Here is a 13,212-nt window from a genome sequence, read left to right as displayed (position 1 = left end):
ACGCTAATGGTTAATCATTGCGCCAAATCTTATATCCGACCTCTCGCATTGCTCTGCCGAGCAGGTGGGAGGCAACTGGCGCAGTGAGAACGATAAACAACATCGTACCGATAACCCGAGAGATCACAGTAACTTCAGGGAGTGAAAAGGCAACCGCTAGTAGTAAGCAACTAACTCCAACGGTACCGGCTTTGGTTGCGGCATGCATTCGGGTATATAGATCTGGCAACCGCAACACACCTAAACTAGCGCTTAGGATCAATAACGTCCCTAAACATAAAAACAGCCCAATCAACACATCCATTATTCTTTCTCCTTCCTTTTAACGATCAAACGCGCAAATGCGATTGTGCCAAGAAATGCGACCAAACCTAATGTAATGGCGATATCTAACAAGGCATCCTCACCACTGTCTAAGGTGTAAACCGTAATAAAGCCGATGGTAATAAATGAAATCAAATCTAACGCCACAACTCGGTCAGCCAGCGTTGGTCCTAAAATTAAACGGAAGAAAGCCATAACAAAACTGAGTAATAGCCCTGCATAGGCAAAAGTGACACTTATTTGCAGCCAACTATCCACGCGTCACCTCCAAAATTCGATGCTCTAATCCGTTTTTAATTCCACGGATAACTTCTTCATGCTCAGGCGCAAACATGGCATGAACGATAAGATGCTTTTTATCAGGCGTAACATCCAAACTGAGTGTGCCCGGTGTTAACGAAACCATATTCGCAAGTAAGGTGATTTCAAGGTCTGAATCGACGTCCAAAGGGACGTAGACGATATCTGGCTGGCTCAAATGCGTTGGCGTCACGACATCCCACACGACTCTTGCAACCGATATGATCATTTCATAAGCGAAGTACACCAGTAACTTCAACGCCGACGCAAAACGTCGAAAGTAGCTGGTTTTTAATCCAAATGGTTGGCTCAACCGTAAGGCAAAAAAACCGACCGTAAATCCGACGACAAAATTAAGACTCGAATAACTGCCGTTTAACATCATCCATGCTAATGCTAAGAAAAGATTAAGGAATAGATAGATCATAAATTTCCTCCCAATACCGCTCGAATGTATTCATTCGGATTTAACAGTTGTTCAGCAGCTTGAACAGAAAACTGATAAAAAGGCTCCGCCACCAAGCCTATGATCAACGTGAACATGGTCAATACGGCAATTGGAACGCAATACAACCAATGTACTTTGACTTGCAGAGTCTGTTCTGTTTTCTCCCTAACCGGCTTTTTCCAGAATGCCTCACTCCAAATTTTCGTCATCGAGTAGACGGTAAGCAGCCCCACCAATAGCGCGGTACCGGCTAACCAGTAATATTCAGCCTGTAAACTCGATTTGATCACCAAAAATTTGCCCCAGAAACCAGAGAGCGGCGGAAATCCTGCCAGAGAAAACGCAGGGACAAGAAACAAGAACGCTAACCAAGGCATTGCTTTATATACCCCGCCCAAATGTTCAAGTTGACTAGAGCCATATTTGCGCTCAATAAAGCCACCGATTAAGAACAAATTCGCTTTTACAATGATGTGATGAACAATGTAGAAAATAGCGCCAGCCAAAGCTAAAGGAGTGTAAATCGCTAATCCCATTATCATGTAACCTATTTGGCTAATGATGTGAAAAGAAAGAATTTTCTTAATGTCGAATTGACTTGCCGCCCCCAAAACGCCCGTTAACATGGTGAGGCCAGCAATCCAAATCAACGTCGGCTGCCAACCACTCTCGGCGAGCGGAAATACTAATGTGAAGACTCGTATTAACGCGTATACGCCGACTTTAGTAAGCAACGCAGCAAACAGCGCAACCACACCACTTGGTAAGGTGTGATAAGAAGCTGGCAACCAAACAAATAAAGGAAATAGCGCCGCCTTAATAGAGAAGGCAAACAAAAACAAGGCGGACAACATCATGTTGATGCTCAGTTCGCTCTCTCCCGCTTTGGTATAGAGGTCTGCCAAGTTCAAGGTGCCCGTTGCGCCATACAACAAACCGATGGCAAGTAAGAACACTAGCGTCGAAATCAGGTTCAACATCACATACTTCACTGCCCCATCAATTTGAGTTTTCGTTGCATCTAATACCATTAAACCAAATGACGCGATGAGCATGACCTCGAACCAAACATACAGATTAAAAATATCTCCGGTGAGGAACGCGCCATAAACACCAGCAAGCAACACGTGCGTCAACGCATGGTAATTGCTATAGGAAGGTTTTCGGTGAAGGTCCGCCATGGCATAGAAAACACATATCGCACCAATCACTGCCGTAATCATCACCATGGCAACGCTGAAGTAATCTGCGACAAAGACGATACCAAACGGTGCTTGCCACTGGCCAAAAGCAACGGCTTGAATACCATTACTTATGATGTTTTCTGTGAGAAGGCCTGCGACGACAAGGCTCAAAATCGCACTCGCGCCACTTAACCACTCAGCACTTTTTGTTGAGCGACGTACAAAGAAAATGGTCAGCGCCGTACTCAATGAAAGAACAACAGGTAACGTCAGCAAAATCGAACTCATTAGCCCTCCTCAGAACGTTGCATTTCATCGACGTCTGCGGTTCCAGAATCTTTATAAGCTCGATAGAGCAACATTAAAGCAAAAATAAGTAGCCCAAAACCGATGACTATCGCAGTTAAAATTAGCGCTTGAGGTAATGGGTTTGCTGCGCCATCTGGTGGCAAAAGAGCATTATCGCCAATCAGTGGCGGCTCTCCAGGAGTCAGCCTTCCCGCTGTAAAAATAGCAAGGTTAACCGCACTGCTGAGTAACATGATACCGAACAAAAGACGCAAGATATGCTTTTCCAGCATTAAGTAAACGCCTGCGGCCACAAATACTCCAACGACAACACTCCAGACTATTTCCATCACTCTAGCTCCTCATTAATACGAAGCAGCATCCCCATCACGCCACCTATAACGGCAAGATAAACACCAACATCAAAAACCAACGGCGTACCTAGTGGTATAATATCTTTCCACCACAACCCGGTTAAAAACGGTTTATCAAACGCAAAGCTTAAAGCACCAGATATTAAGCTCAATGCGATGCCAGATAACGCAATGAAAAACGGCTTGAAATACAATCTAGAACGAACGTATTTCGGTGATTCCGCGAACATAAGAAGCGATAAGCCAATAACGGCAATCAATGCACCAATGAAGCCACCACCCGGTTCGTTATGACCACGTAATAACAGATACACTGAGAACACGAGCATGAGCGCCGCGACGATATGTGCCGTGGTTGCAAAAATTAATGATTGAATACGGTTTTGCTTTTTCGCTCTTGTCTTAAGCAAGCTCACTGCTGCAATCCCAGCAATGACAACGACGACAACCTCTCCCAATGTATCGAACGCACGAAAGTCGACCAGAATAACGTTAACAATATTGCGCCCATGCCCGCCTGGGACACTATTTTCCGCAAAGAAATCCGACACCGACGAATCCATCGGCTGGGACGTGATTCCTAACAAGAGGAAAGTAATCGAAACACCTATCACGCCCGCTATACAAGCATTCGCCACTTTGCGTTTTATTGAATGCTTGGGCACGGTGGTTAAACGCGGCATATGACGCATTAACAATGCTAAAAAGACCACCATTAATGTTTCAACTAACAGTAAAGTCTTCGCGACGTCCGGAGCACTGTAGATCATGAAAACAAGCGTGGTCATAAAACCAATCATACCTAGCGCAGAAATCGCAAGAAGCCTTGAGTGAGACAACGTACATACGATCGCTGCACCAATCAGCAATAAGGCAATGCCAATCTCATAGAAAGCCACGTTTGAAAGCTGTTCAAACAAAGGCAGAGGAATAAATGCTACCTGACCAAGCAAAGCGACGGCGAGTACCGTGAAAAATAGCAGAACATAACGACTCAACTTCTTTTGCTGCAACAGCGCCGTTTGCCACTTCGCCAGTGTCATCATGTCATCTAATAGTCGTTCAAAAACATTCTCCGCTTTGGGGACGAATAGATGTAACCGCTGAAAAAATGCAGACACAGTGGGATAAACACGGTACACCACATACCCCAATACTAGCGTGATAACGCTTAGGACCAGCGGTACATTCACACCATGCCATAATGATGTCGCTTTAATATCGGCTGCAGGCAGAATGTCAGCAGAGCCAGGAAAGATGATGTAGTGATCTAACCAATTTAAACCGACTAAAGGAACGATGAGACTGCCAAGTGCCAAGAGTAAAGGTGAAACCCACATAGCCTTTTTGGCCTCAATCGGCTTCGTTTCAATTGGCACGAGATCACGGCGAGCAAAGAATGGTCTCGCTATAAGCATAATGGTTAGCGCAACCATCAGTATATTCACGATTAAAAGTACAAAGGCGATCCAGTTATTGAGCTCTACGGCGGCTTTGTACATGTATTCTTTGCTCAAAAAGCCTAACAACGGCGGAAACCCAGCTTTCGACAACGCTGCCAAACTCCCCGCAACCATGCTGATGACGAGCACTGACTTCAAGCCATACAGTTGATCGATATCTCGTGTTCCTGTCGCTTTGTCGATATTGCCCACCACCATAAACAGCGCTGCTTTATAGAAAGAGTGGGCAAGGATAAACATCAATACCGCACTCACGGCCAATTCTGTGCCCATACCTAACAATAATGTTAATTTACCCAAAGCAACATTCGTGCTGTAGGCTAGCATCAGCTTCAAGTCAGTTTGTTTTAATGCGACAAATGTACACCAAACGGCGGTGATACTCCCTGTGATCACTAAGGCATAAAACCAAACCTCGCTATGAGCATAAACTGGCGATAAACGCGCTAACAAGTAAATGCCCGCCTTTACCATTGTTGCCGAGTGTAAATACGCACTGACTGGAGTGGGCGCTGCCATCGCGTTAGGTAGCCAAAAATGAAACGGGAACTGCGCAGATTTAGTAAATGCACCGAGTAGTATGAGCACGAGAGATGGCATAAACCATTCGTGCTGCGCAATCGTGTCTGCCTGCTCGATAATGGTATTTAGCTCATAACTCCCTGCCATTGCTCCCAGCAAGATAAGACCAGCTAGCAACGCTAGCCCACCAGCACCTGTAACGATCAACGACTGCAGTGCATTTTTTCGTGACGTTTTGTTTTCGTGATTAAAACCAATCAGTAAGTAAGAAGTGATGGTGGTGAGTTCCCAGAAAACAAATAACAACAGGATGTTATCGCTCATCACAATCCCTAGCATGGCAAGCATGAATAGGGTTAGGTATAAATGAAAGGAAAATCGGCTATCACTCTCTCGTAAGTAAGCCAAAGCGTATATTTGGATCAGTGCGCCAATCCCGCTGATCAGCCCGGCAAAAAGGAATGACAGACCATCTAACCTAAAGCTGAAGTTAATATCGAGGCCAGGTATCCATTCCGCATTCCAGCTTACGCCTGCGGGTGTGTAGATGTAAAAAAGAAAAGAGAAGATTAAAATTGGCAGCACAGGGAAAATCAGTAAGACCAACTGATTATCGGGATTTTTTGGCAGGTTTTCTTTACCCGTTATGCTATTCAACATCGCAGCCCATTCATTTTTATAAGAAAGTTCGCCCTATTTAGCGCAAAGATAAAAAGCTCCACTTGATTGTTTTAGCCCAGCATTTCAAAAAAGATCATAAAACCAAGGGATAAGTAGCAAACAGCAATCACTGAATGCTACTTAAAGGAACGTTAATACAAACAGCTACTTGCTGTCCGCTACGGTGTAAGAACGTAGATCACTACTTACGTGTTCTCGACTGAATGTGTATGGATTATCGTCATCAGTTAACTCGAACGCATCGTAGGTGCAGTCACCGATATCATTTCTCGGACAAACATAAACGTTCGAACGTTCTATCATTTCTGTGTGGCATTTCGGGCATAGGTTTTTCATGTCACTCTCCTCTGATAACTTATTGATACACTGATAATTCCATGTTCTAGAACTCCGTCTCCCTCCTTTACCTAAAACAACCACTTAAACCCAGGTTTGTTACACACCAATTACTGAATCGGCGATACAAAACCATCGGGCTTAAGAGCGACCAAACTACAGTTTATAGATTGCAAAATGTTTTCAGCCGTATTACCAATGACGTAGCCAGATATCCCAGTTCTCGCTAAGGTACCCATGACTAGAACGTCCACTTCTATGCTTTCTACGTAATCCGGGATTTTTTCATCAGGCTTTCCGTGTAAATGATGAATCACAATTTCACCCGTAATCCCCGACTCTTCCAGCAGTTGTTGTAGAGCTTGTTTATGATCGGCTTTTGCTTTGTCGAGTTCATGTTTCAACTCAGCATCGTCGACTTGAATCCAAGCATTGTCATGTAGGTAATTCTCTAAGTAATATTCCCAGCAAGAAATCACATGTAAACGACTGTCACAGGTGTCGGCTATTGAACGAGATAATTCAAGTAAACGCACCGCTAATGAGTGCTGTTCATCGCTCGCCGTTAGCGGATCTATAGCAACAGCCACACGGCGTTTGTCTCTCGGCTTATCAATCGGTCGGTGTAACCATAATGGACAAGGACATTTGCGTAACAGTGTCATATCAATGGCTTTGAAGCCTTCAGCGCCTTCACCGAGTGGTTCAGCTTCTTTGATGATAAGATCTTTGTTGTCAGCTAATGCTTCTTTAATGATACAGACAGCGGGTTTTTCACTGCTTTTCACAGTAAGAGGAAATGCCAGATCATCTTCAGAAAGATCGAGCTTCTGTCTGTATTCCTGAATGCTTTGTTTGAGGGAGTCTTGTAGCGATTGCTCATAACTTTGCTGATACTGGAGCATATCCGCGGGGAAGTCGGGGCACGCAATTAGCCCTGAAACAGGCACTTTGTTGCTGGATGCGATCCTCATCGCTTGTTCGAGCGCCTCACTATGACCAGGCAATCCTTGTGTTGCAAAAAGTATGTTCGCGAATCGTTTCATACACACCTCCTTGTTTGGTTAAATATTAACCACCCACAAAGTATAATACCTAACGGATAATTGTAACGGCTTGTGACGTTGATGAAATCAATTCTCATTAAGCTATGGATATTGCTTCATTTTGCTTTACGTCACCTTCTCCTTTTCTTTACGACTGTGGCCCGCTGACCCCAATAGAGCGACATACTAAAAATTGAGACCAAATAAAAACCCAAATTACTCAAAGTTTTTTCTCACCTTGAGTAACTTGGGTATAAGCAATAACACACTTAGGCTACGGACTTAAATGGGTAACCTAAATTTTCATACGACTTAGTTGAAAGATGCCATATCAATCACGAATCAGTGTGCAAATATTCACAGCCCTAATGATCCAGAAGTCGCTGTAAATTAATGTTAAGGTTGCTGTTTTGTTGGTGCCAAAGCAATTTCGCGAACACATACACCTTGCGGTTGCTGATAAGCAAACAGCACTGCTCGTGCAATATCGTCGGCTGCCAACACGCCCCCCATATCCTCTTTCCAAGCATCATAGCCATCTTTAATATCTTGAGACGTAGTATGTGAAAGTAATTCCGTTTCCACAGCGCCAGGTGCAATAGTCGTAACGCGAACATTCGATGATGCGACTTCTTCACGTACGTTTTCAGAAATCGCATGAACCGCAAATTTGGTACCACAGTAAGCGGCATGATCAGGGAATGTTTTCTTGCCCGCAATAGAGCTGATATTGATGATCGTACCACTGTTACGCGCTTTCATCGGTGCTAAGACGGACTGCATGCCATTTAGCAAGCCAAGTACGTTCACATCAAACATGCGCTTCCACTCCGATGCGTCCTGAGTATCTATCTGGCCTAGAAGCATAACGCCTGCGTTATTTACAAGTGCATCTACCGGACCATACAACGCTTCAGCTTTCTCAATTGCCGCTTCAAAAGAAGCTTTATCGGTCACATCTACCTTTTCACAAAGCGTATTTGGTAAGTTTAATGCTTCTAAACGTTCTACACGTCTTGCTAACAAAAGAAGAGCGTGGCCCTGTTCACTGAAGTGACGTGCAATCGCTTCACCAATGCCTGAACTAGCGCCTGTAATAACAATTAACTTTTTCATTTTGAATCCTTAATAGAACGGTTTACCTCAGTGGCGATAAGTTTAAGAAAACTTTGTTTGTTGATATATACCGACCTAGTTGAAACACTGTTGTTATACTGCAACAATACTTTTTTGAATTACGCAGAAGTCATCATGCAAACACACATCAACCTTGCGGATATCCGCTCTTTCGTCCTAATCGCTCAACTAGGAAACTTCACGAAAGCAGCACAGCAACTTGGCGTTTCTCGCTCACACGTTTCACGTCAAATAACAAATCTGGAACAACAGATTGGTGTCACTTTGCTACAAAGGACCACTCGAGCACTGAACCTCACCGAAGCAGGCAAGGTTCTGTATAAACAGTGTGAAACTGCCCTTCATAATATTGATCAAGCTGTTATGGCAGTGGTTGATGATGTAGAAGAATTAAGAGGCGAAATTCGTATCAACTGCGTGGGGGGTTATTTAGGAGAAGACGTTGTTGCAGATATCGTTTCTCAGTTTCTAATCCAACACCCACAGGTGAGCATTAACTTAGATTTCAGCAGCCATCGTGTCGATTTAATCGCGGATGAATTCGACATCGCTTTTCGAATGGGAAAGTTAGAAGACTCCAACTTTATCGCTCGCAAACTGATTGATGTGGAAATGGGGACGTACGCAAGCCCAAGTTATTTAGAAACACATGGCTATCCTTCGCATCCAAAAGACTTAGAAAAACACATTTGTTTGACAGGTAGTGTGACACGCTGGGCATTCGAGAACACAAATACAAAGCAGTCAACGGAACACCAGATACGTGGACAGTTACGATGTAAGAGTGGCAGAGTAATGATAAAAGCAGCGTTGGCGGGAAATGGTATCATCCGTGTACCAGCACTTTATTGCCAACAAGAACTCAAGACAGGCAAGCTAAAAGAAGTGTTTACCGACTGGAGCATTCCGAGTGTGGAGTTTTCACTCCTTTACCATCACGACCGACATCAACCAAAACGCATCCGAGCCTTTGTTGATTTTGCTACTCAATATTTTCGTCAGCTGCCGAGTAAGCACAAGTAAAGTGCTCGATAGAATTTCCCTATGTGAACCAATATATACGGAATCTATAGAGCCCAGATTTGTACTAAAGAAATACGTAAGCATCGTGATGTTTTAAGGTCTAGTTTTCATAAACATTAGCGGTGTTTGCCCAGTTTGCTTTTTGAAAAATGCAATAAAAGCACTGTCTGACGAAAACTCCAGCCAATCAGCAACTGCGCTGACTTGCATTCCCGTTGATAACAATTCAACTGCTTTTAAGAGCCTCCACTGTTGACGCCAATCTTGATAATTCATGCCCGTTTCCGACTTAAATAATCGTGTTACCGTCTTGGTACTTGCCCCCACTTTGTCTGCAAGAGTAGTAAGCGAAGGAGCGAGAAATGAAGGTTCCACCACCTCTTGGCGAAACGTTGCTAAACGCCGATGTGATGGCAAAGGCAACTGAAACGAATAACGTTTCGCAGCATAAAACTCCTCCCAGAAGAGTGCTGTCGTATTTATCATCTCGCTCTTACGCTTATCCCACTCCCAGAATGACATTTTATCAATGAGAGCTTGGAGTAAAGTATTCACTTCTATCATCGTGATCTTACTCGGACACGCAAACACCTCACAATCAAAATACAAAGATCGATACGCAACCACATTCGTCATCAGTGCGCGATGCGGCGTATTAGGTGGGATCCAAACCGCCTTTGTCGGGGGCAAAATACAAATCGAGTCTTTCAGAGCAAAACTCATACAACCTTGAGGTGCGTACAATAACTGCCCTTTCTTGTGCTGATGCATGCCTGAGTCGTGCTTGCCAATATCCGCAGCAATTCCCACTACACAATTAGAAATTTTGTCTGCGTCAAATTGTGTTTCTTCGTCAATAAGTGCCATTTTGTCCGAATATTGATGCATTTGGTTTTTATGTTGTTATTAGCTCAATCATAGCCTCATTTATACTGCCCGCCAACTTCATTAACAATGGGTAACAATATGAATACTAAGCCCTCTTTATGGCTCATGCTGGTTATGTTGATGTTTCCGCAAATTGTAGAAACCATCTATAGCCCAGCGTTGAGCTCAATCGCTCTATCATTTGATGTAAACCACGCACAAGCAGCACAAACACTGTCGATTTACTTCCTAGCGTTTGCCATTGGCGTCGTTGTTTGGGGAGTGCTCGCAGATAAACTGGGAAGAAGGCCTACCATGTTAATTGGGCTCTTTATCTATGGTTTTGCGTCTTTACTCGCAACTCAAACCGAGAGTTTTGCTGTTGTCATGGCTGCGCGAGCCCTGAGCGCATTTGGTATCGCGGTAGGTTCCGTTGTCACACAGACCATGCTTCGTGACGCGTTTGACGGTCAAGAACTGAGTAAAGTCTTCAGCTTAATGGGGATGGGTATATCAATCAGCCCGGTAGTAGGCATGCTATTAGGCGGACAGCTTACAGGGCTTGGTGGATATCGTTATGTGTTTTTTGCCTTATTTTTAATCGCGCTAGTATTGCTCGCTTATAACGTTATTAAGCTTCCTGAAACACAGAAGGAACACACACCAGTGCGGTTGCATCAACTTAGCTTGAAAATGCTAAGAGACGCGCGAATTTGGCGCTCAGCATTATTAGTCGCTTTGTATAACATTGCTCTGTTTGCTTATTACCAACTTGGCGCATTTACTTTCTCAGCACTTGGGTATAACTCCGAACAATTTGGATACAGTGGCATGGTACTGGGGTTAGGCACTCTGCTTGGAAGTTATTTAAATAAATCCCTAGTGTCTAAAAATGTTCGAAAAAGCCAACTACTTTGGCTCTCAGCAGTATTGCTTAGTTTGGGATCAGTCGGTGTGTTGATTCTGAACCAATCAATCTGGTTTGTTACTCCAATGGTGTTAGTCGTCATGTCTTATGGGATTGCGATACCCAATATACTCAGTGACGCACTCGTTGATTATAAACAACAAGTAGGTAGCGCAGGCGCTTTATTTGGGCTCATGTACTACATCATGATCGGGACGGGATTAGCGATGGCTGGAACAGCACAAAACTTAGGTGTCGTTCTACTAGCATGTAGCTGTTTAGCAATTTTATTGGCGTTTTCTACAAAACAAGTTCATACCGACTTGTGACAATAATGAAATACTCTCCGTAATGGTTCACCGAGAATCTAGAGAATTTTTCAATCAATAGGAACTGAGGAGCACAATAGTAACCGCTCCTCAGTTGTCTTCTAGAGTGCGTTCTAAACTAAATTAACCTTAAAGAAGCTCTCTAATTTATCAAATGGGATCACATCCAATTGATCGTAGAGATCCGTATGATTCGCATTTGGAATGACCATCAATTCTTTAGGCTCTGCCGCCGCTTCATACGCCGTTTCACTGAAATAGCGAGAGTGCGCCTTTTCGCCATGAATGAACAACACTGGGCGTGGAGATATCTCTTCAATGTAGGTCAGAATTGGCATATTCATAAACGACAGCGGCGTTGTGAGTGTCCATGCTGCATTTGAGTTAATCGCTCGTGGATGAAAGCCTCGTTCAGGAGACTTGTAATAGGCTGCATACTCAACAACAAATTGGGGCTCACCTCCAACTAACTCAAGCGATACTGGCCCGTAAGTAGGCGTTCCATTTTCGGCATCTTCCCATCGTTGCAGGCTTAGCTGCTCTAACGTTTGCGTGCGCTGTTCAAACGTCGTACTGTCGTTATAGCCTTTAGACATTACACGGGTCATATCATACATCGTACTGGTTGCGACTGCTTTGACGCGTTTATCTGCAGCAACTGCGTTTAACGCCATGCCGCCCCAACCACATATGCCTATCACACCAATTTTCTGACGATCAACGTCTTTCTGTAGACCAATAAAGTCCACAGCTGCACTAAAGTCCTCTGTATTGATATCAGGTGATGCAACGTTTCTTGGTTCACCACCACTCTCTCCGGTATACGACGGATCAAACGCTAAAGTAATGAAGCCTCGATCGGCTAATGTTTGAGCATATAACCCTGAAGACTGCTCTTTCACAGCGCCAAATGGACCACTAATGACGATAGCCGCAAGCTTGCCACTTTTATTTTTAGGTCGATAAAGATCCGCTGCCAACGTGATGCCATAACGGTTTTTAAAACTCACTTTGCGATGTTGAACTTGGTTACTTTTCGTAAATGTTTTATCCCAGGTGTCACCAAGATTTATTTGCGTCTCAGCTTGAACGGAACTCGTTGAGAGCGATCCAACTCCCATAGCAACCACGCTGGCACCCGTCATTTTCATCATATTGCGACGACCTTCATCAGGTTCATCTTGGTAACTTGCTTGATTGTCGTTCTGGCTTTTCATGGTAGACACTCCTAATTAACGTAACACACGATGAGTACAGTACGCGGATGCTTTATCGCTCCTACTTTACTGACACGTACATTGTTGCAACTTTCGTATTTTTTCGTTAACCAGATACTACGCATTGCTTGCCTAATCTTCCGAAGATTGGTCTAAACCTTTTCTAACGTTAATTAAGGCGTAAATAAAAAGCGCCTGTCGGCGCTTTAATTATCCATAGATCTTATTGCCATGTTGGCTCGCCAAACTCTTCACAACGTTGCTTGTCGTAATTTTCAATGCGCCCGCGTTTACCTACAAACTGAACCTGAACAACCATTCCAGCTTCAACATATTCACTGAAATAATCGCAAGAAACACGAAAACTAGTATCGCGTATCACAATTGGTACCCATTCATAGCCGCCGCTGCGTGGTAAGTAAGACTTGAAGGTAATGACCCCATCATCTGAAACGTTGATTTCTTCATCATATTCATTCAACTTATAAAAGCGTTGTCCATCAAACTCTGCCTTTGCTTTTTCAATTATTTCCTTCGTTGCTGTCGATTGCATCGGCGTATTTGACACCAGTTGACACCCAACAACAGATGTCAATACGGACAAAGCCAAAGCGAGTTTAGTTATTTTATTCATTTACCTAACCACTGTATAATTATTCAACACTTACCATTTTAAAAGGAGGGAGACCATACTTTATTTTAAAGAAAATAAAAAGCGCCTTTCGGCGCTTTTTATCTGAACATTTCTTATCCAAACGTCTCGAGT

General features: G+C 43.7%; 14 protein-coding genes. 2 read left to right on the top strand and 12 right to left on the bottom strand.

The window, feature by feature from the left end; translation table 11 throughout:
• Positions 1-10: 10 nt before the first annotated feature.
• The 9 genes from mnhG to LIX84_RS02210 form a co-directional block, all read right to left on the bottom strand.
• Positions 11-304 (bottom strand): monovalent cation/H(+) antiporter subunit G, encoded by a 294-nt coding sequence (gene mnhG, locus LIX84_RS02250; RefSeq protein WP_005392605.1) that lies wholly within the window; start codon positions 302-304, stop codon positions 11-13.
• Positions 304-582, bottom strand: a complete 279-nt coding sequence (locus tag LIX84_RS02245) for a cation:proton antiporter (protein ID WP_005392606.1) — start codon at positions 580-582, stop codon at positions 304-306. Before LIX84_RS02245 ends, mnhG begins: the two co-directional genes overlap by 1 nt.
• Positions 575-1,051, bottom strand: coding sequence for a Na+/H+ antiporter subunit E (locus tag LIX84_RS02240; RefSeq protein ID WP_053807862.1), 477 nt, complete (start codon positions 1,049-1,051; stop codon positions 575-577). Before LIX84_RS02240 ends, LIX84_RS02245 begins: the two co-directional genes overlap by 8 nt.
• A complete protein-coding gene (locus tag LIX84_RS02235; protein WP_226420505.1) occupies positions 1,048-2,544 on the bottom strand; it encodes a Na+/H+ antiporter subunit D in 1,497 nt (498 codons plus the stop codon). The genes LIX84_RS02240 and LIX84_RS02235 overlap by 4 nt, the downstream gene beginning before the upstream one ends.
• Positions 2,544-2,894 carry a Na+/H+ antiporter subunit C gene (locus LIX84_RS02230; protein WP_226420504.1) on the bottom strand — a complete coding sequence of 117 codons (351 nt, stop codon included), beginning with the start codon at positions 2,892-2,894 and terminating at the stop codon, positions 2,544-2,546. The genes LIX84_RS02235 and LIX84_RS02230 overlap by 1 nt, the downstream gene beginning before the upstream one ends.
• The gene (mbhE, locus tag LIX84_RS02225) at positions 2,894-5,563 is read right to left on the bottom strand and encodes a hydrogen gas-evolving membrane-bound hydrogenase subunit E (RefSeq protein WP_226420503.1); all 2,670 of its coding nucleotides are present in this window, start codon (positions 5,561-5,563) and stop codon (positions 2,894-2,896) included. The genes LIX84_RS02230 and mbhE overlap by 1 nt, the downstream gene beginning before the upstream one ends.
• Before the next feature lie 165 nt (positions 5,564-5,728).
• Positions 5,729-5,920 carry a hypothetical protein gene (locus tag LIX84_RS02220; RefSeq protein WP_005392611.1) on the bottom strand — a complete coding sequence of 64 codons (192 nt, stop codon included), beginning with the start codon at positions 5,918-5,920 and terminating at the stop codon, positions 5,729-5,731.
• A 110-nt stretch (positions 5,921-6,030) separates the two neighbouring features.
• A complete protein-coding gene (locus LIX84_RS02215) occupies positions 6,031-6,966 on the bottom strand; it encodes a universal stress protein (RefSeq protein ID WP_046875927.1) in 936 nt (311 codons plus the stop codon).
• Positions 6,967-7,362: 396 nt separating this feature from the next.
• Positions 7,363-8,082 (bottom strand): SDR family oxidoreductase, encoded by a 720-nt coding sequence (locus tag LIX84_RS02210; protein WP_046875926.1) that lies wholly within the window; start codon positions 8,080-8,082, stop codon positions 7,363-7,365.
• Positions 8,083-8,217: 135 nt separating this feature from the next.
• On the opposite strand from LIX84_RS02210, the gene LIX84_RS02205 reads away from it, so the two are divergent.
• On the top strand, positions 8,218-9,126 hold the full coding sequence (locus LIX84_RS02205; RefSeq protein ID WP_226420502.1) for a LysR family transcriptional regulator: 909 nt from the start codon (positions 8,218-8,220) through the stop codon (positions 9,124-9,126).
• Between the two features lie 93 nt (positions 9,127-9,219).
• On the opposite strand, the gene LIX84_RS02200 is transcribed toward LIX84_RS02205, so the two are convergent.
• Positions 9,220-9,993 (bottom strand): AraC family transcriptional regulator, encoded by a 774-nt coding sequence (locus LIX84_RS02200; RefSeq protein WP_226420831.1) that lies wholly within the window; start codon positions 9,991-9,993, stop codon positions 9,220-9,222.
• Between the two features lie 99 nt (positions 9,994-10,092).
• Between LIX84_RS02200 and LIX84_RS02195 the strand changes: the two genes are divergently transcribed.
• Positions 10,093-11,229, top strand: coding sequence for a multidrug effflux MFS transporter (locus LIX84_RS02195; protein ID WP_226420501.1), 1,137 nt, complete (start codon positions 10,093-10,095; stop codon positions 11,227-11,229).
• A gap of 113 nt (positions 11,230-11,342) precedes the next feature.
• Here the strand turns inward: LIX84_RS02195 and LIX84_RS02190 are convergent, their stop codons facing one another.
• Entirely contained in the window at positions 11,343-12,446 is a 1,104-nt protein-coding gene (locus LIX84_RS02190) for an alpha/beta hydrolase (protein ID WP_226420500.1), read from the bottom strand.
• Positions 12,447-12,669: 223 nt separating this feature from the next.
• Complete coding sequence (locus tag LIX84_RS02185; protein WP_006741077.1) at positions 12,670-13,080, bottom strand: hypothetical protein; 411 nt, start codon at positions 13,078-13,080, stop codon at positions 12,670-12,672.
• Positions 13,081-13,212 lie beyond the last annotated feature (132 nt).

The organism is Vibrio sp. E14 (assembly GCF_020515785.1).
Taxonomy (GTDB): Bacteria; Pseudomonadota; Gammaproteobacteria; order Enterobacterales; family Vibrionaceae; genus Vibrio; species Vibrio diabolicus.
This window is presented reverse-complemented; position numbering and strand designations above follow the sequence as displayed.

What these genes read in the sequence shown, in the direction of transcription:
- LIX84_RS02190 (WP_226420500.1), bottom strand. Translation starts at nt 12,446, where the DNA reads ATGAAAAGCCAGAACGACAATCAAGCAAGTTACCAAGATGAACCTGAT.
- LIX84_RS02200 (WP_226420831.1), bottom strand. Translation starts at nt 9,993, where the DNA reads ATGGCACTTATTGACGAAGAAACACAATTTGACGCAGACAAAATTTCT.
- mnhG (WP_005392605.1), bottom strand. Translation starts at nt 304, where the DNA reads ATGGATGTGTTGATTGGGCTGTTTTTATGTTTAGGGACGTTATTGATC.
- LIX84_RS02220 (WP_005392611.1), bottom strand. Translation starts at nt 5,920, where the DNA reads ATGAAAAACCTATGCCCGAAATGCCACACAGAAATGATAGAACGTTCG.
- LIX84_RS02210 (WP_046875926.1), bottom strand. Translation starts at nt 8,082, where the DNA reads ATGAAAAAGTTAATTGTTATTACAGGCGCTAGTTCAGGCATTGGTGAA.
- mbhE (WP_226420503.1), bottom strand. Translation starts at nt 5,563, where the DNA reads ATGTTGAATAGCATAACGGGTAAAGAAAACCTGCCAAAAAATCCCGAT.
- LIX84_RS02195 (WP_226420501.1), top strand. Translation starts at nt 10,093, where the DNA reads ATGAATACTAAGCCCTCTTTATGGCTCATGCTGGTTATGTTGATGTTT.
- LIX84_RS02205 (WP_226420502.1), top strand. Translation starts at nt 8,218, where the DNA reads ATGCAAACACACATCAACCTTGCGGATATCCGCTCTTTCGTCCTAATC.
- LIX84_RS02235 (WP_226420505.1), bottom strand. Translation starts at nt 2,544, where the DNA reads ATGAGTTCGATTTTGCTGACGTTACCTGTTGTTCTTTCATTGAGTACG.
- LIX84_RS02185 (WP_006741077.1), bottom strand. Translation starts at nt 13,080, where the DNA reads ATGAATAAAATAACTAAACTCGCTTTGGCTTTGTCCGTATTGACATCT.
- LIX84_RS02230 (WP_226420504.1), bottom strand. Translation starts at nt 2,894, where the DNA reads ATGGAAATAGTCTGGAGTGTTGTCGTTGGAGTATTTGTGGCCGCAGGC.
- LIX84_RS02240 (WP_053807862.1), bottom strand. Translation starts at nt 1,051, where the DNA reads ATGATCTATCTATTCCTTAATCTTTTCTTAGCATTAGCATGGATGATG.
- LIX84_RS02215 (WP_046875927.1), bottom strand. Translation starts at nt 6,966, where the DNA reads ATGAAACGATTCGCGAACATACTTTTTGCAACACAAGGATTGCCTGGT.